Source organism: Actinomadura chokoriensis (assembly GCF_039529475.1).
GTDB lineage: Bacteria > Actinomycetota > Actinomycetes > Streptosporangiales > Streptosporangiaceae > Spirillospora > Spirillospora bangladeshensis.
Genome location: NZ_BAAAMW010000012.1, coordinates 180,525 through 205,009, shown reverse-complemented (window position 1 = coordinate 205,009; position 24,485 = coordinate 180,525). Strand labels below are relative to the sequence as shown.

The 24,485-nt window shown below is 71.2% G+C and carries 18 protein-coding genes; 12 read left to right on the top strand and 6 right to left on the bottom strand.

The window, feature by feature from the left end; genetic code table 11:
- Positions 1 to 274: 274 nt before the first annotated feature.
- Together ABFX46_RS25365 and ABFX46_RS25360 are read right to left on the bottom strand one after the other, a co-directional pair.
- The gene (locus ABFX46_RS25365; protein ID WP_346045798.1) at positions 275 to 1,924 is read right to left on the bottom strand and encodes an apolipoprotein A-IV repeat region-like domain-containing protein; all 1,650 of its coding nucleotides are present in this window, start codon (positions 1,922 to 1,924) and stop codon (positions 275 to 277) included.
- A gap of 650 nt (positions 1,925 to 2,574) precedes the next feature.
- Complete coding sequence (locus ABFX46_RS25360) at positions 2,575 to 3,789, bottom strand: THUMP-like domain-containing protein (RefSeq protein WP_346045796.1); 1,215 nt, start codon at positions 3,787 to 3,789, stop codon at positions 2,575 to 2,577.
- A 235-nt stretch (positions 3,790 to 4,024) separates the two neighbouring features.
- Here ABFX46_RS25360 and groES point away from each other — a divergent pair, with 235 nt between their 5' ends.
- From groES to ABFX46_RS25340, 4 genes are all read left to right on the top strand, one after another.
- Positions 4,025 to 4,333, top strand: coding sequence for a co-chaperone GroES (gene groES, locus ABFX46_RS25355; protein ID WP_067629509.1), 309 nt, complete (start codon positions 4,025 to 4,027; stop codon positions 4,331 to 4,333).
- Between the two features lie 85 nt (positions 4,334 to 4,418).
- Positions 4,419 to 6,044: a chaperonin GroEL gene (gene groL / locus ABFX46_RS25350; RefSeq protein WP_346045794.1), complete on the top strand. Its 1,626-nt coding sequence runs from the start codon at positions 4,419 to 4,421 to the stop codon at positions 6,042 to 6,044.
- A 218-nt stretch (positions 6,045 to 6,262) separates the two neighbouring features.
- On the top strand, positions 6,263 to 6,958 hold the full coding sequence (locus tag ABFX46_RS25345) for a sigma-70 family RNA polymerase sigma factor (protein WP_428831305.1): 696 nt from the start codon (positions 6,263 to 6,265) through the stop codon (positions 6,956 to 6,958).
- Complete coding sequence (locus tag ABFX46_RS25340; RefSeq protein ID WP_346045791.1) at positions 6,955 to 7,803, top strand: hypothetical protein; 849 nt, start codon at positions 6,955 to 6,957, stop codon at positions 7,801 to 7,803. The genes ABFX46_RS25345 and ABFX46_RS25340 overlap by 4 nt, the downstream gene beginning before the upstream one ends.
- 169 nt (positions 7,804 to 7,972) lie before the next feature.
- Here ABFX46_RS25340 and ABFX46_RS25335 read toward each other — a convergent pair whose 3' ends face one another.
- Positions 7,973 to 8,362 (bottom strand): DUF5319 domain-containing protein, encoded by a 390-nt coding sequence (locus ABFX46_RS25335; RefSeq protein WP_131944990.1) that lies wholly within the window; start codon positions 8,360 to 8,362, stop codon positions 7,973 to 7,975.
- A gap of 243 nt (positions 8,363 to 8,605) precedes the next feature.
- Here ABFX46_RS25335 and guaB point away from each other — a divergent pair, with 243 nt between their 5' ends.
- The 3 genes from guaB to glpD all read left to right on the top strand — a co-directional run bounded on the left by guaB (position 8,606) and on the right by glpD (position 13,658).
- On the top strand, positions 8,606 to 10,102 hold the full coding sequence (gene guaB, locus ABFX46_RS25330; RefSeq protein ID WP_346045789.1) for an IMP dehydrogenase: 1,497 nt from the start codon (positions 8,606 to 8,608) through the stop codon (positions 10,100 to 10,102).
- 602 nt (positions 10,103 to 10,704) lie between these two features.
- Positions 10,705 to 11,820, top strand: a complete 1,116-nt coding sequence (locus ABFX46_RS25325) for a GuaB3 family IMP dehydrogenase-related protein (protein WP_163053086.1) — start codon at positions 10,705 to 10,707, stop codon at positions 11,818 to 11,820.
- Between the two features lie 98 nt (positions 11,821 to 11,918).
- On the top strand, positions 11,919 to 13,658 hold the full coding sequence (gene glpD, locus ABFX46_RS25320; protein WP_346045787.1) for a glycerol-3-phosphate dehydrogenase: 1,740 nt from the start codon (positions 11,919 to 11,921) through the stop codon (positions 13,656 to 13,658).
- Positions 13,659 to 14,456: 798 nt separating this feature from the next.
- Here glpD and ABFX46_RS25315 read toward each other — a convergent pair.
- Positions 14,457 to 15,257 carry a TetR family transcriptional regulator gene (locus ABFX46_RS25315; RefSeq protein ID WP_346045785.1) on the bottom strand — a complete coding sequence of 267 codons (801 nt, stop codon included), beginning with the start codon at positions 15,255 to 15,257 and terminating at the stop codon, positions 14,457 to 14,459.
- Between the two features lie 227 nt (positions 15,258 to 15,484).
- On the opposite strand from ABFX46_RS25315, the gene ABFX46_RS25310 reads away from it, so the two are divergent.
- The 4 genes from ABFX46_RS25310 (at position 15,485) to ABFX46_RS25295 (ending at position 20,978) form a co-directional block, all read left to right on the top strand.
- Positions 15,485 to 17,056 (top strand): succinic semialdehyde dehydrogenase, encoded by a 1,572-nt coding sequence (locus ABFX46_RS25310; protein ID WP_346045783.1) that lies wholly within the window; start codon positions 15,485 to 15,487, stop codon positions 17,054 to 17,056.
- Positions 17,057 to 17,065: 9 nt separating this feature from the next.
- Positions 17,066 to 18,817 carry a GMC oxidoreductase gene (locus ABFX46_RS25305; RefSeq protein ID WP_346045781.1) on the top strand — a complete coding sequence of 584 codons (1,752 nt, stop codon included), beginning with the start codon at positions 17,066 to 17,068 and terminating at the stop codon, positions 18,815 to 18,817.
- A gap of 138 nt (positions 18,818 to 18,955) precedes the next feature.
- A complete protein-coding gene (locus ABFX46_RS25300) occupies positions 18,956 to 20,194 on the top strand; it encodes an RNA-guided endonuclease InsQ/TnpB family protein (RefSeq protein ID WP_346045780.1) in 1,239 nt (412 codons plus the stop codon).
- 58 nt (positions 20,195 to 20,252) lie between these two features.
- Positions 20,253 to 20,978, top strand: coding sequence for a DNA alkylation repair protein (locus ABFX46_RS25295; RefSeq protein WP_346045778.1), 726 nt, complete (start codon positions 20,253 to 20,255; stop codon positions 20,976 to 20,978).
- Here the strand turns inward: ABFX46_RS25295 and ABFX46_RS25290 are convergent.
- Complete coding sequence (locus ABFX46_RS25290) at positions 20,975 to 21,958, bottom strand: zinc metalloprotease (protein WP_346045776.1); 984 nt, start codon at positions 21,956 to 21,958, stop codon at positions 20,975 to 20,977. The genes ABFX46_RS25295 and ABFX46_RS25290 overlap by 4 nt on opposite strands.
- 240 nt (positions 21,959 to 22,198) lie before the next feature.
- Between ABFX46_RS25290 and guaA the strand changes: the two genes are divergently transcribed.
- The gene (gene guaA / locus ABFX46_RS25285; protein WP_346045774.1) at positions 22,199 to 23,812 is read left to right on the top strand and encodes a glutamine-hydrolyzing GMP synthase; all 1,614 of its coding nucleotides are present in this window, start codon (positions 22,199 to 22,201) and stop codon (positions 23,810 to 23,812) included.
- A gap of 52 nt (positions 23,813 to 23,864) precedes the next feature.
- On the opposite strand, the gene ahpD is transcribed toward guaA, so the two are convergent.
- Positions 23,865 to 24,407 (bottom strand): alkylhydroperoxidase, AhpD family, encoded by a 543-nt coding sequence (ahpD, locus tag ABFX46_RS25280; protein WP_346045772.1) that lies wholly within the window; start codon positions 24,405 to 24,407, stop codon positions 23,865 to 23,867.
- Positions 24,408 to 24,485 lie beyond the last annotated feature (78 nt).

The window sequence follows — 24,485 nt, the reverse complement described above, 5'->3', positions numbered from 1 at the left end:
GATTCCGAAGGGTATTGGGAGTGATTTTACGAAGACGGAAAGTAACAGAACGCACGTCAGCGGGGCGAGCGGCGGGAACCTCTTCGGTCGTCGCGGCCGTTTGCCGGACAAACGTCACGGATTCCGTGGGGTATCCGTACGCACCCGGGCGGGGCCGCGAGCAGGCCCCGCCCGGATTCTCGCTCGGCGTCGATGGGGGCGACCCTCCCCCGGCGGCGGCCAGTGTCATGGTGGGGGCGAGCCCCACACCCCCGAGGGGGACTGACCGCCGCGGTCAGTCCTTGGGGTCGCGGCGGGGGCGCAGGAGCGCCTCGGCCAGGGCGAGCATCGTCTCCTCCAGCGTGGACAGCCGCTTCAGCACGTCCTCGTGCACCGCGTTGACCTGCTTGGAGACCTCGTCGTGGACGCCGTCGACCTTCCGGCCGACCTCGTCCTCGACGTGCACGAAGCGCTTGGCGAACTCGGCCTGCGCGGCGTCGGCGCGCCGTCCGGCCTCGTCCTGCATGCTCTCCACGCGCCGCGCGAACTCGGCCTGGACGCCGCCGACCTGCCGCGCGACGTCCTCCTGCATGTTGCCGACCTGCTTGGCGACGTCCTCGTGGATGCTGCCGACCTGCCGGGTGACGTCCTCGTGGATGTCGCCGATCCGCTTGCCGAAGTCGTCGTGTACGCCGCTGACCTGGCGCGCCACCTCGCTGTGCACGGACTCGACCTGCTTGGCGACGTCGGCGTGCACCGACTCGACGCGGCGGGAGACGAGGTCGACCTGCGCGGTGAACTCCTCCAGCGCGCCGTCGACCCGCTTGGCGACCTCCTCGTGGATGTTCTCGATGCGCTTGCGGACGTCGTCGTGCACGTCCTCGAAGCGGCGGGAGAACTCGTCCATCCGCTTGGCGACGTCGCTGTAGGCGGTCTCGGCGATCTGCGACATGGTCGCCTTGACCTCGTCGCGGTCCGGCCGGGCGCGCAGCTCCTCGATGAGCGGGTCGACCGCCTCGGCGAGGTGCTTCTCCAGCGCGTCGAACCGGTCGCCGTACTCGGCCGCGGGACGCTCCGCGAGGTCGCGCAGCACGCGGTGCAGCTCGGCGATCTCCAGCGTGGCGGGGAGCCGGCCGATCCGCTCGCCGACGCCGTCGATGCGGCCGTCGAGGCTCTCGAACCGCCCGTCCAGGCCCTCCAGCTTGCCGGACAGCCCTTCGAGGCGGCCGTCGACGCCGTCCAGCCGGCCGTCCAGCCCGTCGAGCCGGCCGCCGACGCCCTCGACCCGGCCGTTGACCGCCTCCAGGCCCTGCTCCATCCGCTCGGCCATCTCGCCGAGCGCCTGGTCGACCCGTGCCGTGACCCCGTTGATCGAATGCTCGAGCCGCTCGGACCGGTGGCCCAGCTCCGCGAGCGACTTGTCCAGCCGGTTGAAGCGGACGGACGCGGCCTCCATGCTGCCCTGGAGCTTGTCCAGCCGCTTGGTCATCTCGTCCATGCGCTGGGACGCCTGGCGGGTGGCGTCCGTGATCTGCTGCGCCGAGTCGAGGACGGCCTGGATGCGGGTCAGGCCCTCGTCGACGTTCTCCGCGACGACGCCGACGTCGGCCCACAGCGCCGGCAGCTCGGCGACGGGCTTGACCCGCTCGCCGAACGACTCGATGTGCTCGGCCAGGCCTTCGGCCCATTCCGGGGGCTTGCCGGACAGTTCGTCGACCTGCCCGCGGACGCTCTCGATCTGCCCGGTCAGCCCGCTGAGCTCCCGCTCGCGGACCTCGCGGAGCAGCCACTCCATGCCTTCCAGCCGCTGCCGAATCTCGTCCAGGACCTGACCCTGTGAGCGCTGTTCGTAGACGTGGTCCTGCGCCGCACGGGCGAGCAACTCCCGCATCCGATCCGAGACCGGTTGACCCCCCGTCTGCAGGAAGTTGTGATTCGTTTCCACCCGATGCTCCTTCGTGTGCCGGCGCGACGAAATGACGCACGGCAAATGAATCTCTGAGGTGGCCACTGTAGTGCGTGTGAGGGGCCGCTAAAACGGGTAGCAGAGAAGATTGCGAGTTCTGCGGAATGCGCCTGTTATCCGACTGGGGTGAATAGCGGTGAATGGCCGGGGGCGGGGTAGTTCTCCGCTTCGCGACAAGCGTGATGATCATGGGGATATGGACGGTGTTGCGTGGCGCGGGCGGGGTGGTGCTCTGTCCGTACATCTCGTCCAACATCCGCAGTTCCCGAACCGCCGGTGGACGCCGGCCGCCGGTGCGCGGCCGCGGGGACACGGCCCCGGACGCCAGGTGCGGGCCCCATTTCGGAGGGTATTTCATGGCGCCGAAGTCACGGTCGCTGAACCTGCCTTGGCGTTTTCGGGTGCGTTGATCTCGGCGCGCCGATTTGCGGGCGGCGCCGTGCCCTTGCCGGGCGCCCGCAATCCCTGGTGAACGCGATGCCGCAAAACGCCGATGATTTGCACCGCCGTGGCGCGTCGCCCGGCCCGGCTTGGTGTTGCCGGTCGGCCGGAAGATCTTTGGGCAGGGTTGCCGGCGGGTGCCCGCTCCGGGCGGGTTCCGGGCGGGTTCCGGGCGGTTCCCCGGCGGATCAGGCGGTGCGGACGGGACGGGTGAGGAGGGCGACCGGGTCGCGGCCCACGCGCGTCACCACCAGCGTCAGCTCCGCACCGCTCCGGCCCGGCCGCCGCCCGCCGAAGCCGAGGTCGCGCCGCAGCCGGTCGACGTCGACGGCCGAACCGCGCTTCTTGACGGTCAGCACGCCGACCTCGCGGCGCTTCAACTCCGCCCGCAGGCGCTTCACGGAGAACGGCAGCACGTCCTCTATCTCGTACGCGGACGCGAACGGCGTCGGGCACAGCCGGTCGGACGTGACATAGGCAATGTGCTCGTCCGCGAGCCCGCCGCCGACCAGTTCCGCCACCTCGCCCACCAGATGGGCGCGGATCACCGCTCCGTCAGGCTCGTACAGGTAGCGACCCCACGCGCGTACTTCGGGGACGTCCGCCCCATGCGGGGTCAGCGTCCAGACCTCCGGGTCGGTGTCGGACGAGAGCAGCGTGGCCCGGCGTCCCGCGTCCCCTGCGAGCGACCCCAGCCAGAGGGCGGCCTCTTTGACGTCACCGTGCACCGACACCCACTCGGCCTCCGCGCCGTCCGGGACGGCCTCATGCGGTATGCCGGGCGCCACCTTGACGCAAGCGGCGGGTACCTTCCGCGCCATATCCAGGACGACGTCAAGCGGAGGTTCATAAGCGCGGGGATCGAAGACCCTGCCCCGGGCCGTACGACGTCCAGGGTCGGCGAACACGGCACCGAACCCGTCCACGGTGGCTTTGGTGGCGTCCCCAACGCGTATGGGAGCGTCCAGCCCGAAAACGGTCGCGTTCGCCTGCGCGACCTCCGCCGTCAACGGGTCGAGCTCCACGCCCTCCCCAGGGAGCCCCGCGCGCCCCCGCGCTATGAGGTCGGCTCCTATCCCGCACCCCAGTTCCAGCACACGCGCGCCGTCCAACCGGGTCGCGAACCGTCGCGCACGATGCGCCGCCACACTCGCCCGGGTCGACTGCTCAAGGCCGGCCTGCGTGAAGTACATGCGGGCGGCGTCCGGACCGAACTTGGGCCGCGCGCGCTCGCGGAGCCGCACCTCCGTGAGCGCCGCCGCGACGAGCGCGGGATCGTGCCGTTCGCGCAGCCGGGTCGCCGTCGCGAGCAGGGCGTCCTCGCGCACGTCCGCGGCGGCCACCTCGTCCAGGAGTGCCTGTCCCGACGCGGTGCGCAGGGCGCGGAACGACGCGATGTCCATGGAGCGAAGTTAGCGGTCGGTGAACACCGCCCGGTGCGTCCGTGTCCGTGTTGACGGGCTCCCGGGCACGGAATAGTCTCCATGACTGGCACTCTCGTAGCGAGAGTGCCAACACAGCGACGAAGGTCGGTCTGGCACCCGCGACGGCAGGCCGGTCCAGGGTCGCCTCTTCTGTCACATGTGCTGGCCGGTCATCCGTGGCCGGCCGAGGACCAATCGAAGGGGAGGTCAGATCGTGACGACCGCCACCAAGGTTGTTCTCAAGCCGCTTGAGGACCGCATCGTCGTCCAGCCGCTTGAGGCCGAGACCACCACCGCGTCGGGCCTGGTGATCCCGGACACCGCGAAGGAGAAGCCCCAGGAGGGCACCGTCATCGCGGTGGGCCCGGGCCGCGTCGACGACAAGGGCGAGCGCGTCCCGGTCGACGTCAAGGTCGGCGAGGTCGTGCTCTACAGCAAGTACGGCGGCACCGAGGTCAAGTACAACAACGAGGAGTACCTCGTCCTCTCGGCCCGCGACGTGCTCGCGGTCATCGAGAAGTAATCACCGAGACGTGATGCACCCGCCCCGGTCGGCGCCGCCTTCGGCGGGGCGGCCGGGGCGGATCGCGTAATAGAGGAGTATCCGCATGGCGAAGATCCTGGAGTTCGAGGAGGACGCTCGCCGGGCTCTTGAGCGCGGCGTCAACGCTCTCGCGGACGCCGTCAAGGTGACGATCGGCCCGCGCGGCCGCAACGTCGTCATCGACAAGAAGTTCGGTGCGCCGACCATCACCAACGACGGCGTCACCATCGCCCGCGAGGTGGAGCTGGAGGACCCGTACGAGAACCTCGGGGCCCAGCTCGCCAAGGAAGTGGCGACCAAGACCAACGACATCGCGGGCGACGGCACCACCACGGCGACCGTCCTCGCGCAGGCGCTGGTCCGGGAGGGCACCCGCAACGTGGCGGCCGGCGCGTCCCCGCTCGCGCTGAAGCGCGGCATCGACGCGGCCGCCCAGTACGTGTCCGACCAGCTGCTGAAGTCGGCCCGCGAGATCGTGGAGAAGGGCGAGATCGCGCACGTCGCGACCATCTCCGCGCAGGACGCGCAGATCGGCGAGCTGATCGCCGAGGCGTTCGAGAAGGTCGGCAAGGACGGTGTCATCACCGTCGAGGAGGCCCACACCATGGGCCTGGAGCTGGAGTTCACCGAGGGCCTCCAGTTCGACAAGGGCTACCTGTCGCCGCACATGGTGACCGACCACGAGCGCATGGAGGCCGTCCTGGACGACGCCTACGTGCTCATCGTGGACGGCAAGATCTCCAACGTGCAGGAGTTCCTGCCGCTGGCCGAGAAGGTCGCGCAGACCAAGAAGCCGCTGCTCGTCGTGGCCGAGGACGTCGAGGGCGAGGCCCTGGCGCTGCTCGTCGCCAACAAGATCCGCGGGACGTTCACGTCCGTCGCGGTGAAGGCGCCGGGCTTCGGCGACCGCCGCAAGGCGATGCTCGGCGACATGGCCACCCTCACCGGCGGCCAGGTCGTCAGCGAGGCCATCGGCCTGAAGCTCGACTCCATCGGGCTGGAGGACCTCGGCCGCGCCCGCCGCATCACCGTCACCAAGGACGCCACCACCATCGTCGACGGTGAGGGCTCCGCGGACGAGATCAACGCGCGGGTCAACCAGATCAAGGTCGAGATCGAGAACTCCGACTCCGACTGGGACCGCGAGAAGCTGCAGGAGCGCCTGGCCAAGCTGGCCGGCGGGGTCTGCGTGCTGCGCGTCGGCGCCGCCACCGAGGTGGAGCTGAAGGAGAAGAAGCACCGCCTGGAGGACGCCATCTCGGCGACCCGCGCGGCGATCGAGGAGGGCATCGTCTCCGGCGGCGGCAGCGCGCTGGTGCACGTCGCCAAGGAGGGCTTCGACACGCTCGGGCTGTCCGGCGACGAGGCCACCGGTGCCGAGGCCGTCCGCCGCGCGCTGGCCGAGCCGCTGCGCTGGATCTCCGAGAACGCCGGCCAGGAGGGCTACGTCGTCGTCTCCAAGGTGCAGGCGCTGCAGGCCGGGCACGGCTACAACGCCGCGACCGGCGAGTACGGCGACCTGATCGCCCAGGGCGTCATCGACCCGGTGAAGGTCACCCGCTCGGCGGTCACCAACGCCGCCTCGATCGCGGGCATGCTGCTCACCACCGAGGCGCTCGTCGTCGACAAGCCGGAGGAAGAGGAGCCGGCCGCCGGCGGTCACGGGCACGGCCACGGGCACGGCCACTGAGCCGTCCGCTCGCCGCATCGGCAGACCCCCGTCCGTTCCGGACGGGGGTCTCGTCTTTTATCGGTTAATGGGCTGTTTGTAGCAAGATGAGCCATTTAAGATTTCGTGACGCCGGGCAGCGAAATGAACGCGCGGTGTAGTATTCCCAGGTTCGTTCCAGCACTGTGACCATTCCGTTGTCTTCGACGGGGCAGACACGCCCGGCGGTGCTGGGCATCATGCAAGGCGTGACCGAGGGATGCTTCGCCGGGACCATGACCGCGCGCGCTGCCGAACCCTCGGGAGGCCATTCCCCTCCACCGCCCCGCGACACCGGCCGCGGAACGCGGACGCTGCGCGCGGCGGACGCGGCCGACGACGGCGACCTCAAGGAGCTGACGACGCTCGCCGTGCAGGGCGACCCGGGCGCCATCGAGGTCCTCATCGCCGAGGTGCGCCCCATGATCGTCCGGTACTGCCGGGCCCGGCTCGGCCGCGTCTCCGGGCAGTACCACATCGCCGACGACGTGGCCCAGGAGGTCTGCATCGCCGTCCTGTCGGCCCTGCCCCGCTACCGGGACATGGGCCGCCCCTTCGCCTCCTTCGTGTTCGGCATCGCCGCGCACAAGATCGCCGACGCGCTGCGCAGCGCGGTGCGCGCCGCCGTCCCCACCGAGGACCTGCCGGACGGCCCCGACGACCGTCCCGGGCCCGAGGAGACGGTGGTCCGCTACATCGAGGCGCAGCGCGCCCGCGACCTGCTCACCCGGCTGCCCGAGCACCAGCGCGAGCTGGTCCTGCTGCGCGTCGTCGCGGGGCTGTCGGCGGAGGAGACCGGCAACGTGCTCGGCATGTCCGCGGGCGCGGTGCGGGTCGCGCAGCACCGGGCCCTGGCGCGGCTGCGGGCGATGGCCAGAGAGGAGTCGATCGCTTGACGGAGCGAGGCCCCCTCACCGGCATCGGGGGCGCCCCGAATCCGGCCGAGCCCTCGCACTCCGGTGATGCTCCGGCCCCGGCGGCCCGCCCGCCGTCCGCCGCTCCGCCGCCCGTCGCCCCGACGGCCGCCGCTCCGACGGCCGTCGACCTGTCGGCCGTCGCTCCGACGGCCGTCGACCTGTCGGCCGTCCGCGGCACCGACGCCCTCGTCGAGGCGCTCGCCACACGGCGCGCGCTCGGCGCGGCGCGTCCCGCCGACGACACCGACCCCGCCGTGCGGCTGCTGCACGCGCTGATCACCGACGTGGACGACCAGACCGCCGACCCCGCCCCGCCCGCGCCGTCCGGGCCCGGCCCGCGCCGCCGCGGACCCCGCACCATCGTCGCCCTCGGCGTGGCGGGCGCCGTCCTCGCCAGCACCGGCGTCGCGGCCGCGGGCGGCGGCGTCGCCGACCGCCCGTCGGCCGCCCCGGCCCCGAGCCCGACCGGGGTCACCGAGCAGGCCGGCGCACCCGCCGCGGACGTCGAAGCCGCGACGCGCGACCGCGCCCGGCCGCCCGTCCGTCCGGCGCCGGAACCGGTCACGGCCCGCAAGCCGTCCCGCGACCCGGAGCGCGCGGACATCGAACGCCTCAAGCGGCGTCTGGAGCACCTGTTCCCGTCCCGCCACCACCGCGCCCCCCGGGACGCCCCCGCCATGACGAAATCGGCCCCGTCCTCCCACCCGGAGGCGGCCCCACCCACCACCGCTTCTCCCGACGACGCCCTGCGCCACCTGGAAGCCCTACGCCGCGAAGCCGAAAAACAGGCGAACCCCTACAAAACCCCCCGCTGGGACGACTAACCCCGCCAGCCCCGACAAACACCGCAGCTGACGTGAACAAGCACAGGACGGTGCGCAAGGGCCGCTAGTGACGAGGGTCGGGTGGCATGTCAGGCCCCGCGTATTTGGCGGTTTTCAGGGCAGGCGTGTCGGCGGGTGTTAGGCCCGGGAGGCTGGTGAGGGTGGCGGGCTAGTTCTCGTCGTGGCCCTCTTCGCTGTCGATCACGCCGTCGACGTAGCCGCGGGCGTACTCCCAGCTGACGTAGTCGACCGGGTCGGGGGAGAGGGCGGGTTCGTGGACGCGGGGCAGGCCGGCGTCCAGCAGGTGGCGCAGGTTGCCGTGCAGCAACTCCCAGTCGATGTAGTGGAGCTTGCCGCAGTCGCCGCAGTCGACGGTGAGGCCGCGCACGCCGAGCGGCTCCAGCAGCGCGCGGAAGACCTCCAGGTCGGCGAGGTCGGCCAGCACGTCCTCCCGCTCCGTCACGCTGAGCGGAGCGGCCTCGTCGCCGGGGTCGCCGAGCGCCGCCGCCGGATCCTCCGGGTCTCCGGCGAACGGGTCGAGCGGTGCGTCATCGTGCACACTCCCACGCTACTGCCGGACGGACCGAAAGGTGCACCCCCCGCTCTCCTCTGTGCGCGAACAATCGCGCTGCGTGTGCGCCCGCCGGGAATGCACGGTGCCGTCCCCGGTGTTCTGCGATGTCATCAAGACCACGTGCCCGCCGTCCGCAAGAGCCGGTCCCGGCACGGCCGGACGCCCTACCATGGGAGCAGGGTCCCGCGTGACCTGGCCCGATGCCGCCACCATTACGGGAAGGTTGTCATGAACCCCGCCGCCGAGCCCGACAAGATCCTCCCCCAGGGCCTGACTTTCGACGACGTGCTGCTGCTCCCCGGGTACTCCGACATGCAGCCCGGCGAGGCCGACACCACGACGCGGCTCACCCGCGGGATCTCGCTGCGGATCCCGCTGGTCTCGGCGGCCATGGACACGGTGACCGAGGCGCGGACGGCGATCGCGATGGCGCGCCAGGGCGGCATCGGCGTCCTGCACCGCAACATGTCGATCGAGGACCAGGCCGAGGAGGCCGACCGGGTCAAGCGGTCCGAGTCCGGGATGATCACCAACCCGATCACCTGCCTGCCGGACGCGACGCTCGCCGACGTCGAGGAGCTCTGCGCCCGCTACCGGATCTCCGGCGTACCGGTCACCGATGTGCGGGGCGTCCTGGTCGGCATCGTGACGAACCGCGACATGCGGTTCGAGTCGGACCTGTCGCGCCCGGTCCGCGAGGTCATGACCCCGATGCCGCTGGTGACGGCGCCGGTCGGCGTGTCGCGGGACGATGCGTTCCGGCTGCTGGCGGGCAACAAGGTCGAGAAGCTCCCGCTCGTGGACGCCGACGGCCGGCTCAAGGGCCTCATCACCACCAAGGACTTCACCAAGAGCGAGCAGTACCCGAACGCGACCAAGGACGCCGACGGCCGGCTGCTCGTCGCCGCGGCCGTCGGCGTCGGCGAGGACGCGATCCGCCGCGCCAAGGCCCTCATCGAGGCCGGCACCGACGTCGTCATCGTGGACACGGCGCACGGCCACTCCAAGGGCGTCGCCGACACGATCGCCGCGATCAAGGGCAACTCGGGCGTCGAGGTCGTCGGCGGCAACATCGCCACCCGGGCCGGCGCGCAGGTGCTCGTGGACGCGGGCGCCGACGCGGTCAAGGTCGGCGTCGGCCCCGGCTCGATCTGCACCACCCGCATCGTCGCCGGCGTCGGCGTCCCGCAGATCACCGCGATCACCGAGGCGGCCCGCGCGGCGAAGGCGGCCGGCGTCCCGGTGATCGGGGACGGCGGCCTCCAGTACTCCGGCGACATCGCCAAGGCCCTGGTCGCGGGCGCCGACACGGTGATGCTCGGCAGCCTGCTCGCCGGGGTCGAGGAGTCGCCGGGCGAGCTGATCTTCGTCCACGGCAAGCAGTACAAGTCGTACCGGGGGATGGGCTCGCTCGGCGCGATGCGCAACCGCGAGCGCGGCGCGTCCTACTCCAAGGACCGCTACGCGCAGGCCGACGTCAGCGCCGAGGAGAAGCTGATCCCCGAGGGCGTCGAGGGGCAGGTGCCCTACCGCGGCCCGCTCGCCAACGTCGCGCACCAGCTCGTCGGCGGCCTGCACCAGTCCATGTGGTACGCGGGCACCCGCACGATCCCCGAACTCCAGGAGCGCGGCCAGCTGATGCGCATCAGCGCCGCCGGCCTCCGCGAGAGCCACCCCCACGACATCCAGATGACCGTAGAGGCCCCCAACTACCAGGGCCGCTGACCCCACCGCCAAGCCCCCGGACGCCCACCCCGCCCGGCCCCGCCGTCGAGCGGACGGACGCGTGGGCGCGCCGATGATGCCGCGACGTGCGGTGGTGTCCGCGCGACGGCATCTCGGACGGCATGTGTGTCCGGCGGCGTGGTGGCGTGCGTGCGGTGTGCGGTGGCCCGTGTAGGCGGTGAGGTCGGCACGGAGATGGCCGCGTTGTGGCACCTGCGCGGCGGGCGGGTGGATTCCGCGTGCGGTGGAGTGCGTGCGGTGGCGTGGTGTGCGGTGGTTTCCGGGCGGTGGCGTCTCGGGCGGTGCGTGTGGGGCGGTGCGTGTGGGGCGGTGCGTGTGGGGCGGTGCGTGTGGGGCGGTGCGTGTGGGGCGGCGTGTGGGGCGGTGCGTGTGGGGCGGTGCGTGTGGGCGGCGGCGTTCGTGTGGGGGTGTGCGGTGGCGGGGCGGATGTGTACGGGCGGAGCGTATGTGTGGGTGGATCTCGGGGGTGCGGGGGGCTGACGTAAGCTCTTCGGGGCTTGTTCCCGCGGTCGGCGGGAACACCGACCAGGCGATGACCGGCACGGCGCCGGGCGAGGAAGAGGGGCGCAGTGGCTGCTGAGGTGGAGATCGGCCGGGGCAAGAGCGGCCGCCGGGCGTACGCCTTCGATGACATCGGCATCGTGCCGTCCCGCCGGACGCGCGATCCCGAGGAGGTCAGCGTCGCCTGGCAGATCGACGCCTACCGGTTCGAGATGCCGCTGGTCGTCGCGCCGATGGACAGCGTCGTCAGCCCCGCCACCGCGATCGCCGTCGGGCGGCTCGGCGGGCTCGCCGTCCTCGACCTCGAAGGGCTCTGGACGCGGTACGAGAACCCCGAGCCGCTGCTCGCCGAGATCGCCTCGCTGGACGACGTCCGCGCCACCCAGCGGCTCCAGGAGATCTACACCGAGCCGATCAAGGAGGAGCTGATCGGCCGCCGGATCGCCGAGGTCCGGGACGCCGGCGTCACCGTCGCCGCGCGGCTGTCGCCGCAGCGCACCGCCCAGTTCCACAAGGCCGTCATCGACGCGGGCGTCGACCTGTTCGTCATCCGCGGGACGACCGTGTCCGCCGAGCACGTGTCCGGGCGCGCCGAGCCGCTGAACCTCAAGCAGTTCATCTACGACCTCGACGTCCCCGTGATCGTCGGCGGCTGCTCCACCTACACGGCCGCGCTGCACCTGATGCGGACCGGCGCCGCCGGCGTGCTGGTCGGGTTCGGCGGCGGCTCCGGGCACACCACGCGGACCGTCCTCGGCGTCGCCGTCCCCATGGCCACCGCGGTCGCGGACGTCGCCGCCGCCCGCCGCGACTACATGGACGAGTCCGGCGGACGCTACGTCCACGTCATCGCCGACGGCGGCATGGTCAACAGCGGCGACATCGCCAAGGCGTTCGCGTGCGGCTCCGACGCCGTGATGGTCGGGTCCCCGTTCGCCCGGTCGACCGAGGCGCCGGGGCGCGGCTACCACTGGGGCAGCGAGGCCCACCACGGCGACGTCCCGCGCGGCACCCGCCTCGAACTCGGGACGATCGGGACGATGGAGCAGATCCTGTACGGCCCGTCCCATGTCGCGGACGGCTCCATGAACCTCATCGGGGCCCTGCGCCGCGCGATGGCGACCTCTGGTTACACCGAGTTGAAGGAGTTCCAGAGGGTACAGGTCGTGGTGGCGCCGCGCCGGTCCACCGACTGAGAGCGAACCCACCCTCGGTGGAGAAATTTCCGGGGTGGGCCTGTCCTTACTCTTGGGTAGGTACTGCTCGGAAACCGAACGCTGTGGGGGGATACGCGATGACGGCATCACCGGTGACCGGCCTTGGAAGCTCCCGTCTGGGACCGGCCGAGCGGGCCGCGGCACTCGACCGGATGGCCCGCGAGGAGTTCGACGTCGTCGTGGTCGGCGGCGGCATCGTCGGAGCGGGCGCGGCGCTGGACGCCGCCACCCGGGGGCTGTCGGTCGCGGTCGTCGAGGCGCGCGACTTCGCGTCCGGGACGTCGTCGCGGTCGTCCAAGCTGATCCACGGCGGGCTGCGCTACCTGGAGCAGTACAACTTCGACCTCGTCCGGGAGGCGCTGACCGAGCGCAGCCTGCTGCTGCAGCAGATCGCGCCGCACCTGGTGAAGCCCGTCCCGTTCCTGCTGCCGACCACGCACCGCGTGTGGGAGCGCGCGTACTTCGGCGCGGGCGTGGCCCTCTACGACCTGCTCTCGTTCCAGATGGGCAGCACCCGCGGCGTCCCGCACCACCGGCACCTGACGCGGCGGGGCGCGCTGCGGCTCGCGCCGTCCCTGCGCAAGGACTCCTTCACCGGCGCGATCCAGTACTGGGACGCGCAGGTCGACGACGCCCGCTACGTGATGACGGTGCTGCGGACGGCCGCGGAGTACGGCGCCCAGATCGCGTCCCGCACCCAGTGCCTCGGCTTCCTGCGCGAGGGGGAGCGCGTCACCGGGCTGCGCATCCGCGACCTTGAGGGCAACACGACCAGCGAGGTGCGCGCGAAGCAGGTCGTGAACGCCACCGGCGTGTGGACGGACGACATCCAGGAACTCGTCGGCGGGCGCGGCCAGATCCACGTGAAGGCGTCCAAGGGCATCCACCTGGTCGTCCCGAAGGACCGCATCCACTCCTCGACGGGCATCATCCTGCGCACGGAGAAGTCCGTGCTGTTCGTGATCCCGTGGGGACGGCACTGGATCATCGGCACCACCGACACCGCCTGGGACCTCGACAAGGCCCACCCTGCAGCGTCCAAGGCCGACATCGACTACATCCTGGACCACGTCAACTCGGTCCTGACGACCCCGCTCACCCACGACGACGTCGAGGGCGTCTACGCGGGGCTGCGCCCACTCCTCACCGGCGAGACAGACGAGACCTCGAAACTCTCCCGTGAACACGTGGTCGCGCACCCCGTCCCTGGCCTGGTCCTGGTGGCGGGCGGCAAGTACACCACCTACCGCGTCATGGCCAAGGACGCCATAGACGCCGTCGCCCACGGACTGGACGGCAAGGTCGCCGAGTCCTGCACGGACCGCATCCCGCTCGTCGGCGGCGACGGCTTCCAGGCCATGTGGAACTCCCGTCAGCGCCTCGCGTCCCGCTCCGGCCTGCACGTCGCCCGCATCGAGCACCTGCTGCGCCGCTACGGCAGCCTCGTGGACGACCTGCTCGAACTGATCGCCGACAAGCCCGACCTGGCCAAACCGCTGACCGGCGCCGAGGACTACCTCCGCGCCGAGGTCGTCTACGCCGCCACCCACGAGGGCGCCCGGCACCTCAACGACGTCCTGTCCCGGCGCACCCGCATCTCCATCGAGACCTGGGACCGCGGCGTCGGCGCCGCGCAGGAGGCCGCCGACCTGCTCGCCCCCGTCCTCGGCTGGTCCAAGAAGCAGCGCGACCGCGAGATCGAGTACTACCGCAAGCGCGTAGAGGCCGAACGCGCCTCCCAGACCAAGGAGGACGACCAGGAGGCCGACGCCCACCGCAAGGGCGCCCCCGACATCGTCCCCACCGCCACCCCCTAGCCCTGCCTCCTTCACCGAGCGTGCCGCCCGCACGTCACCCGTACATGGTCGTCTGTCCGATATTGGGTGCGGGGTGTGGGTTACCGTCCCCGCGTGACCGAGGTTCTCGGGCGACTGCTGCTGGACCGCTACCGGCTCCTGGAGCCGCTCGGACGCGGCGGCATGGGCACCGTCTGGCGCGCCTACGACGAGCGGCTCGGCCGCAAGGTCAAGGAGCCTGCCCGACGCCCCGGACGCCGACGGACGGGCCGCCTGGACGGCGCGCCTCGCGGGCGAGGCGCGCGCAGCGGCCCATCACCGTCCACGACCTGGTCACCACCGGGGACGGGCAGCAGTGGCCCATCACGGACCCGTTGCCCGTCCGGTCCTGCCGGGCTGGTCTCTGCCGGGCTGGTCTCTGCCTGGCTGGTCTCTGCCCGGCTGGTCTCTGCCCGGTCGGTCCCTGCCGGGCCGGTCCCTGGCCGACCTGCTCGCCAAGCAGGCCGCTCCCGCCCGCACCTGCCGCCGCCCTCGGCCTGCAAGTCCTGGACGCACTACGCGCGACCCACCGGCGGCCCCCGCCCATCAACCGGTGGTCTCCGCTCATCAACCGGCGGCCTCCGCCCATCAACCGGCGGCCTCCGCCCATCAACCGGCGGCCCCCGCTCATCAACCGGTAGCCTCCGCCCATCCACCGGCGGCTGGTTCGCCGCGTTGCTCCTGGCCCTGCTGGCCGTAGTGCTGGGCCCTGGCCGTGGGCTTGACCCTGGCCGCCCGTCGGCGCACCCCTGACCCAGCCGCCCTCCGTGGGGGTGGTGGTCAGGTGGGGCGGGGGCCTTGGACTAGGGATTTGCCGGTTCGGTAGAGGTCGGCGGGGACGCGGGCAGGGTCCAGGAGGTGTTGGAACGCCAGGCCGAAGTCGAGGGCCATGGTCAGGGCGGCGCGGTCGGCCGGGGCGATGCGGTCGGGGTCGTCGGGATCGTCGCCGGTGGGGGTGCCAGTGGCGACCCCGTTGGCGGTGCCGGTGTCGGCCCCGGTGGCGGCCCCGGCGTCGGTGTCGGTGCTGGTGCCGGTGGCGGGGGTGGTGCCTTCGGTGGGTTCGAGTTCGCGGGCGAGGCGGTCGCGGCGTTCGGCGTACCAGTCGGCGATGCGCCAGCCTGCGGCGTAGTCGCGCATGCCGTAGAGCCAGAACTCGACGAGCAGCAGGGCGAGGCGGCGGGGGCGGTCGTCGTCGGCGGCGGCGCGGCGGGGCGGGCGGCCGGTGAGGGCGGCCTCGCGGGCGGCGTCGCGGGCGGCGTCCTGCTCGGCGGCGCGGAGTTCGTCGCAGACGTCGGGGCGGGTGCGGTCGCTGGTGATGCGCTCCATCAGGGCGAGCAGCAGGTCGGTCTTGCCCGCGAAGTTGGAGTAGACGGCGCCCTTGGTGAGGCCGGCGGCCGCCGCGATGTCGTCCAGGGAGGCGCCGTGGATGCCGCGTTCGGCCCAGAGGCGTTCGGCCGCGGCGAGCAGCGCGGTGCGGGTCTGCTCACGCCGGTCGCGGCGCGGCCGGGGGCCGCCGCCGGACGGTTGCGGGCCGTCCCCCGTGCCGGCCTCGGGCCGCGTGCCGCCGTGGGCGTCCGTCATTCGCGCTTCACTCCCTCTCCGTCACTGGTCAGGTGCTTCCCTTCGAGATACACCGGGTCGCCATGGTCAGTCTGGGAGTTGCACAAGTCCGGGCGGGTTGGAACGCTCCGTTCGCCCGCCGGTTGTCAGTTGGGGACGGAGATAGCGGGGCCACGTGGGGCATATCACCGCATGTAGCGCGTTACTTGCGGGTAGCCAAAATGGGCAGGTGGTCATACCCTGCGTGCATGGCATCCCCGACGGTCCCTGCCAAAGGCACGCAGCTCTCCCAGACCCTGATCGAGCGGCTGGCCGCCCGCGTCGTCTCGGACGGCTCCGACAGCGCGACGATCCCCAGCCCGTTCACCGGCGAGCCCCTCGCGACCGTTCCGCTCTCCAGCGCCGACGACGTCCGCAAGGCCCATGAGCGCGCCAGGGAGGCGCAGCGGGCCTGGGCGGCGCGGCCCGCCGCGGAGCGGGTCAAGCCGTTCCTGCGGCTGGCGGACGCGCTGGTCGACCGGCGCGAGGAGATCCTCGACATCATCCAGCTGGAGACCGGCAAGGCGCGCCGCCACGCGATGGAGGAGTTCCTCGATGTGGCGCTGTGCTCGCTGTACTACGCGCGGCGGGCCCCGAAGCTGCTGAAGCCGAAGCGCCGGCAGGGCATGATGCCCGGGCTGACGCGCGTGCGGGAGCTGCGGCACCCGAAGGGCGTCGTGGCGCTGATCGCGCCGTGGAACTACCCGTTCGCGCTGGGGGCGAGCGACATCGCGCCGGCGCTCATGGCGGGCAACGCGGTGATCCACAAGCCGGACACCCAGACGTGCCTGTCCAGCCTGTGGGTGCTGGACCTGCTGGTATCGCTCGGGCTGCCGAAGGACCTGTGGCAGATCGTCGTCGGGGAGCCGGCCGAGATCGGCGACCCGCTGGTGGAGGAGGCCGACTACGTCTCGTTCACCGGGTCGACGCGCGGTGGCAAGGCCATCGCGGAGAAGGTCGCGCCCCGGCTCGTCGGGTACTCGCTGGAGCTCGGCGGCAAGAACCCCATGATCGTCATGGCGGACGCCGACGTGGAGCGGACCGCGCGCGGCGCCATCCGCGCGTGCTTCACCAACGCCGGGCAGCTGTGCATCTCGATCGAGCGGCTGTACGTGCACGAGGACGTCTACGACCGGTTCGTCCCCCGGTTCGTGGAGCTGGTCGAGGGCATGAAGCTCGGCACCGGCCTCGACTTCGACGCCGAGATGGGCTCGCTGACGTTCAAGCGGCAGCTGGACGCGGTGACGCGGCACGTCGACCAGGCCGTGAAGGAGGGCGCGACCGTCCTGGTCGGCGGCAAGGCCCGGCCCGACGTCGGCCCGCTGTTCTACGAGCCGACGATCCTCGCGGACGTCACCGGCGACATGGACCTGTGCGCGAACGAGACGTTCGGGCCCGTCGTCGCGGTCTACAAGTACCGGGACGAGGACGAGGTCGTCGCCCGCGCCAACGACACCGCCTACGGGCTGAACGCGTCGGTGTGGACGAAGAACGCCGCGCGGGGCCGCCGCCTCGCGTCCCGCATCCAGGCCGGGACCGTCAACGTCAACGACGGCTACGGCGCCGCGTTCGCGTCCTACGACTCGCCGATGGGCGGGATGAAGCAGTCCGGTGTGGGACGCCGCCACGGGGCGGAGGGCCTGCTGAAGTTCACCGAGGTGCAGACCGTCGCGAGCCAGCACTTCATGGACCTCGAACCTCCGGGCGCCATCGCCTACGACAAGTTCGCCGACTACATGGCGTCCGGGATCAAGCTCATGAAGAAGCTGCACATCAAGTAGGGATCGTCTGTGAAGCATGACTTCGACGTGCTCGTCGTCGGATCGGGGTTCGGCGGCAGCGTGTCGGCGCTGCGGCTGACGGAGAAGGGCTACAAGGTCGGCGTGATCGAGGCGGGCCGCCGCTTCGACACGAACCCGTCGGGCGCGCCGGGGTCGCGGTATCCGGAGCTGCCCAAGACGAACTGGCGCGTCGGCCGCTACCTGTGGGCGCCGGCGCTGGGCCTGACCGGCATGCAGCGGATGCACCTGATCCGGGGTGAGAAGGCGAGCCGGGTGCTGGTGCTCGCGGGGGCGGGCGTGGGCGGCGGGTCGCTGAACTACGCCAACACGCTGTACGTCCCGCCGGAGCCGTTCTTCAAGGACCGGCAGTGGGCGCACATCACCGACTGGCAGGACGAGCTCGCGCCCTACTACGAGCAGGCCAAGCGGATGCTGGGCGTCGTCCAGAACCCCACCACGACCGAGGCCGACAAGGTCATGAAGAAGGTCGCCGACCGGATGGGCAAGGGCGACACGTTCGTCAAGACCCCGGTCGGCGTCTACTTCGGGCGCGGTGCCGGGGTCGAGAGCGCCGACCCCTACTTCGGCGGGGCGGGCCCGCGCCGGCGCGGCTGCCTGGAGTGCGGCGAGTGCATGGTGGGCTGCCGCCACGGCGCGAAGAACATGCTCACGGAGAACTACCTGTACCTCGCCGAGCAGGCCGGCGCCCGGGTGATGCCGCTCAGCCGCGTCACCTCGGTCAGGCCGCTGCCCGGCGGCGGGTACGCGGTCGAGATCGTCCGGACCGGCTCGTTCGGACGCGACCGCAAGACGTTCACCACCGAGCAGGTGGTCTTCGCGGCCGGGACGTACGGGACGCAGAAGCTGCTGCACAAGCTGAAGACGACCGGGACGCTGCCGCGCCTGTCGGAGCGGCTCGGCGCCCTGACCCGCACGAACTCCGAGGCGATCCTCGGCGGCGGGCGCGGCAACGGCAGGCCGGGCCCCGACTTCTCCGAGGGCGTCGCGATCACCTCGTCGTTCCACCCGGCGCCGGACACGCACGTCGAGCCCGTCCGCTACGGGCGCGGCTCCAACCTCCTCGCCGGCCTGCAGACCCTCCTCGTCGACGGGGACCGCCCCGGCGAGCGGCACACGCCCCGCATCCTGAAGTTCGCCCGCGAGGTGGTGCGCCGACCCCGCGACTTCGTCCAGCTGTTCGACGTCCGGCACTGGTCGGAGCGGACGGTCATCGCCCTGGTCATGCAGACCCGCGACAACTCGATCACGCTGCGCCCGAAGAGGGGCCCGTTCGGGTGGGACGTCCGGGCCTCCGCCGGGCACGGCGAGCCGAACCCGACCTGGATCCCCGAGGGGCACGAGGCCACCCGCCGGATCGCCGAGGAGATCGGCGGCATCGCGGGCGGTACCTGGGGCGACCTGTTCGACGTCCCGATGACCGCGCACTTCCTCGGCGGCTGCGCCATCGGCGACTCCGCGGACTCCGGCGTGATCGACGCCTACCACCGCGTCTACGGGCACGCCGGCCTGCACATCGTGGACGGCTCCGCCGTCTCGGCGAACCTGGGCGTCAACCCGTCCCTCACCATCACGGCCCAGGCCGAACGCGCCATGTCGTTCTGGCCGAACCGCGCCGAGGACGACCCGCGCCCGGCCCTGGGGACCCCGTACCGCCGCATCACCCCCGTCTCCCCGAAGAACCCGGCCGTCCCGGCCACGGCCCCGGCGGCCTTGAAACTGCCCATCGTCGACATCACCTGACGCGTCCGCCCTTCCAACCAGTCCGGCCACCTCAGCAACCTGGTCACCTCAGCGCCTTCCGCCCCCTCTACTTGCACGGTGGGTTGCCATCTCCTGACTACGCGACGTTCTCACCGTGAATCGGCTAGCATGTGAGACATGGCGCGGCAGGTGAAGCGGGCGTTCAAGTACCGCTTCTATCCCACGGACGAGCAGGCGGCAGAACTCGCTCGCACGTTCGGTTGCGTCCGACTGGTCTACAACAAGGCGCTGGAAGAACGCACCCGCGCTTGGTACACCGAGCAGCGCAGGGTCTCCTACGTGCAGTCCTCGGCCGCGCTGACGGAGTGGAAGAAGACACCGGAGTTGGCGTTCCTGGCCGAGGTGTCGAGCGTGCCGTTGCAGCAGGCGCTGCGGCACCTGCAGGCCGCGTTCACCCACTTCTTCGCCAAGCGTGCACAGTACCCGCGGTTCAAGGCGAAAAAGAGGTCGCGGGATTCGGCCGAGTACACCAGCAGCGCCTTTACGTGGCGCGGCGGGCGCCTGATGCTGGCGAAGATGTCGGCGCCGTTGAACATCGTGTGGTCGCGTCCACTGCCGGAGGGGGCCGTGCCGTCCACGGTGACGGTGTCGCGTGATCGTGCAGGCCGCTGGTTCTGCTCGATCCTGTGTGAGGACGCCGTTGCCCGGCTGGACCCGGTGGACCAAGCAGTGGGCCTGGACGCGGGTGTCACTTCGCTTGTAACCCTGTCGACGGGGGAGAAGGTCACCAATCCCCGGCACGAGCGCCGCGACCGGGAACGGCTCGCCAAGGCGCAGAAGGACCTGGCCCGCAAGGCCAAGGGATCGAGGAATCGGGACAAGGCCCGCAGCAGGGTCGCGCGGATCCACGCCGGGATCGCCGATCGGCGCCGGGATTTCTTGCACAAGCTGTCGACTCGGCTCGTCCGTGAGAACCAAACGGTCGTGATCGAGGATCTGAGTGTCCGCAACATGGTCGCCAACCACTCGCTGGCCCGCGCCATCTCGGACGCGGCGTGGCGGCAGTTGCGGGCGATGCTGGAGTACAAGGCCGACTGGTACGGCCGCGAACTGGTGGTGATCGACCGGTGGTTCCCCTCCACCAGGACGTGCTCGCAGTGCGGGAGCATCACTGAGAAACTGTCCCTCAGCGTGAGGGAGTGGGAGTGCGGCGTGTGCGGTGCCCGGCATGACCGGGACGTCAACGCCGCGAAGAACGTTATGGCCGCCGGGCTGGCGGTGTCGGCCTGTGGAGCTGATGTAAGACCCAAACGGCGCAAGCCCGGCGGGCAGACGGCGACGAAGCAGGAAACCCAGCGGGCGACCGCTGGAATCCCCCGCCTTCAGGCGGGCGATGAGGCCAACTGGCGCTCGTAGCCTTTTGGTGGCAGGCAATTCTCTCCGCATCCCCGGTGCGGCGGCGTAGCGTGTCCGCATGGACGTGGAGGGCGAGGCGGCGCGCGTCATGGCGGAGCTGCGCGCTCAGGGCGATCCGGCGCGGGCCGAGCGCGAGAAGAGCTATCTGAAGAGCGATTTCGTCCACATCGGCGTGCCCGTGCCGGCGGTGCGCAGGGTCGCCGTGTCGGCGGTCAAGGCCGAGCCCACGCGGGACAAGCTGCTCGAACTCGCCCAAGCCCTCTGGGACGTCACCGACGGCGGACGTCCCGTGCACGAGGCTCGCATGGCGGCCATAGACGTGCTGGCCAAGCGCGCCGCCCTGCTGGAGCCGCGCGACGTGGCGGTGGCCGAACGGCTCGTCCGCGACTCGGCGAGCTGGGTGTACGTCGACTACATCGCGGAGAAGGTCATCGGGGGACTGGTCATCCGGTACCCCGACCTGGCGACGGTCCTGGACGCGTGGGTCGCCGACCCCTGCATGTGGATACGGCGTACGGCCGTCCTGGCGCTGCTGCCGTGCGTCCGGACCGGAAACCCGGATTTGGAGCGGATCAGCCGTTTCGGAGACGCGCTCATCAGCGAGCGCGAGTTCTTCATCAGGAAGGCCCTGGGATGGGTCCTCCGGGAGCTCTCCAAGAAGGACCCGTCCTGGGTGGTGCAGTGGGTCGAGCCCCGCCTCGACACGATCTCGGGTGTGACACTGCGCGAGGCCGTCCGACGCCTACCCGCAGAGGATGCCGACAAGCTGCGCAGGACGCCCTAGGCGCGGTACGCCTTCCACACCTTGTGCATACGGTCGCCCTGGCCGGCGGTGAAGGACGTCATGCAGGTGTCGTAGCTGTAGTCCATGTAGTTGTGCACCGGGTCGGCCCCGGGAGCCGGGCAGGTGTCCTTGTCGGTCGGGCAGCCGTTCGACGGGTCGCGCTCGGGTGGGGTGTCGGCGACGCGGTCGCCCTGGCCGCCGCAGCCGTCCTGGAAGGTGTGGTAAAGCCCGAGCCAGTGCCCCACCTCGTGGGTCGCGCTGAACCCCTTGTTGAAGTTCTCTATGTCGCCACCCGGCATGCTGCCGTAGTGGATGGTCACGCCGTCCATCTTGGGGTCGGCCTTGTACTTCCAGGGGAACGTCGACCAGCCGAGTAGGTTCCCGCCTATGTAGGTGCTGTAGAGGTTCAGCGTTCCCTTGTCGCCCTTGTGCAACTGCGGCTTGTACGTGCCCTCGTAGCGTTCCGGGTCCTGGAACCAGGCGGCGTTGTCGGAACGGCTGATCTCCCGGAGCGTGAAGGAGATCTCCGTGTTCGCGCCGCCGTTCCGTCCGCCGTAGGACGTGTTCATGGTGCTGATCTGACGCTTGATCTCCGCCTCGGACACGTTGCCCTTGTCCCCGTCATGGATCACATGGAAGTAGACCGGGACCGTGATCTGCGCCTGCGTACGGAGGTCGCCGCCGTCCGACTGGTCGTTCGCGCCAAGACTCAGCCCGAGCCCGTCCAGGATCTGGTCGAGGCGCTGCTCCACGGTGGCGGCCTGTGCGGGGGTGAGGGCGTTGCGCTCCCGCCCATGCCCGCCCGTCCGCAGCCGCGCCTCCGGGTGCACGCAGTCAGCCGCAGATCCGTGCTCCACGGCCCTGTGCTCCGTTGCCCTGTGCTCCGTTGCCCTGTGCTCCACGGCCCTCCGCAACGCGGGCCCGGACGGCACGGCGGGGACGAGAGCGGCGAGCAGGACGGCGGCGGCGAGCAGCTTCACGGCACTCCTAGGGAGGTCGCTTGCGGACGGGAACCATGCGGGATACATGCTTTCGACTACAGGACGTCATCAAGACGTACCAGAACGAAGTCCCCCGATGAGCGTGATCAAGGTAAATGGATGCCGACCGTTATCGGCCGATCGCACCATGTGATGCCCCCGCCGGGGGTGCGGCGCATCGGCGCAGGCAGCGGGCCCGTAGACTGGAGACCCCTTCCGGCCGTGCGAAAGGCTTAGTTGGTGGCCGCAGACCAGTCCTTTGACACCGTTCTCGTCGTCGACTTCGGCGCGCAGTACGCCCAGCTGATCGCGCGGCGCGTCCGCGAGTGCCACGTGTTCAGCGAGATCGTGCCGTCCACCATGCCGGCGGCGGAGATGCTCGCGAAGCGGCCGAAGGCGATCATCCTGTCCGGCGGTCCCGCCTCGGTGTACGAGACGGGCGCCCCCGTGGCGCCGGAGGGGCTGTTCGACATCGGCGTCCCCACGCTCGGCATCTGCTACGGCCACCAGGTCATGGCGCAGGCCCTCGGCGGGACCGTCGAGAACTCCGATGTCGCCGAGTACGGCGGCGCGACCGTCGCCGTCACGTCCCCCGGCATGCTGTTCGCGGGGCTGCCGCACGAGCAGGCGGTGTGGATGTCGCACCGCGACTTCGTCAGCGGCGCCCCGGCCGGCTTCACCGTGACGGCCAGCACCGACGTCACCCCGGTCGCCGGCATGGAGGACCTGGAGCGCGGCTTCTTCGGCGTCCAGTTCCACCCGGAGGTTCTGCACACCGAGCACGGGATGGAGATTCTCCGGCGGTTCCTGTACGAAGGCGCCGGATGCCGTCCCAACTGGACGATGGTGAACATCGCGGACGAGTCGATCGAGGCCGTCCGGGAGCAGGTCGGCGGCCGGCGGGCGATCTGCGCGCTGTCGGGCGGGGTCGACTCCGCGGTCGCCGCCGCCCTCGTCCAGCAGGCCATCGGCGACCAGCTGACCTGCGTGTTCGTCGACCACGGCCTGCTGCGCAAGGGCGAGCCCGAGCAGGTCGAGAAGGACTTCGTCGCCGTCACCGGCGTGAACCTCCACGTCGTGGACGCCCAGGACCGCTTCCTCGCCGCCCTCGACGGGGTCACCGACCCCGAGGAGAAGCGCAAGATCATCGGCCGCGAGTTCATCCGCGTGTTCGAGGAGGCGGCCCGCGAGATCGTCCACGGCGGTTCCGGGGAGTCTGGGGGGTCGTCCCCCCACAAGAGTGCGGAGGACGCCTCCGAACCGGTGGAGTTCCTCGTCCAGGGCACCCTCTACCCGGACGTGGTCGAATCGGGCGGCGGCACCGGCGCGGCCAACATCAAGTCGCACCACAACGTCGGCGGCCTCCCCGACGACCTGCAGTTCAAGCTGATCGAGCCGCTGCGGACGCTGTTCAAGGACGAGGTCCGCGCGCTCGGCGAGCAGCTCGGCCTCCCGGCCGAGATCGTCTGGCGGCAGCCGTTCCCCGGCCCCGGCCTCGGCATCCGCATCATCGGCGCGGTCACCCGCGACCGCCTCGACATCCTCCGCGACGCCGACGCCATCGCCCGCGAGGAACTGACCCGCGCGGGCCTCGACCGCGACATCTGGCAGTTCCCGGTGGTGCTGCTGGCGGACGTCCGCTCCGTCGGCGTGCAGGGCGACAGCCGCACCTACGGCCACCCGATCGTCCTGCGCCCCGTGACCAGCGAGGACGCGATGACGGCGGACTGGGCGAGGCTCCCCTACGACGTCCTGCAGCGGATCTCGACCCGCATCACCAACGAGGTCCGCGAGATCAACCGCGTCACGGTCGACATCACGTCCAAGCCCCCGGGCACCATCGAGTGGGAGTGAGCACGGCGAGGGCCCGGACGGTGAACCGTCCGGGCCCTTCTGCCGCGTCGTGTCAGACGGTGGCGGGGGCCAGCGCGGCCTCGGCGTCCAGCGTCGCGGCGGCCGCGTTGACGACGGCGGCGATCCGCAGCGCCTCCTGGACGAGCTCGCGCGACAGGCCGGCCTCGCGGACGACCTTCTCGTGCGACTCCAGGCAGCGCCCGCACCCGTTGATCGCGGACACGGCGAGGCACCACAGCTCGAAGTCGACCTTGTCCACGCCCGGCTTGCCGATGATCGACATGCGCAGCTTGGCGGGCAGCGTCGCGTACGTCTCGTCGCCGATCAGGTGGGTGGCGCGGTAGTACACGTTGTTCATCGCCATGATCGACGCGGCGCCCTTGGCCGCCTCGAACGCCTCGGCGGACAGGTAGTCGCCCGCCTCCTCGGCCAGCTCGCGGATGACGACGGCGCTGCGCGTGGCGAGCGCGCAGGCGAGGACCGTCCCCCAAAGCTGCTGCTCGGTGAGCTGGGACGTGGAGGTCAGCGACCCCAGGTTGAGCTTGGTGTCCTTGGCGTAGCCCGGGAGGGCGCTCTTCAGCGCGTCAACGCTCATGATCATGCGTCCTTTCATGCGTACGGCCGGTCATGCGCTGGCCGGTCATGCGTACGGCCGGCCGCGCGTCGCGGCCGG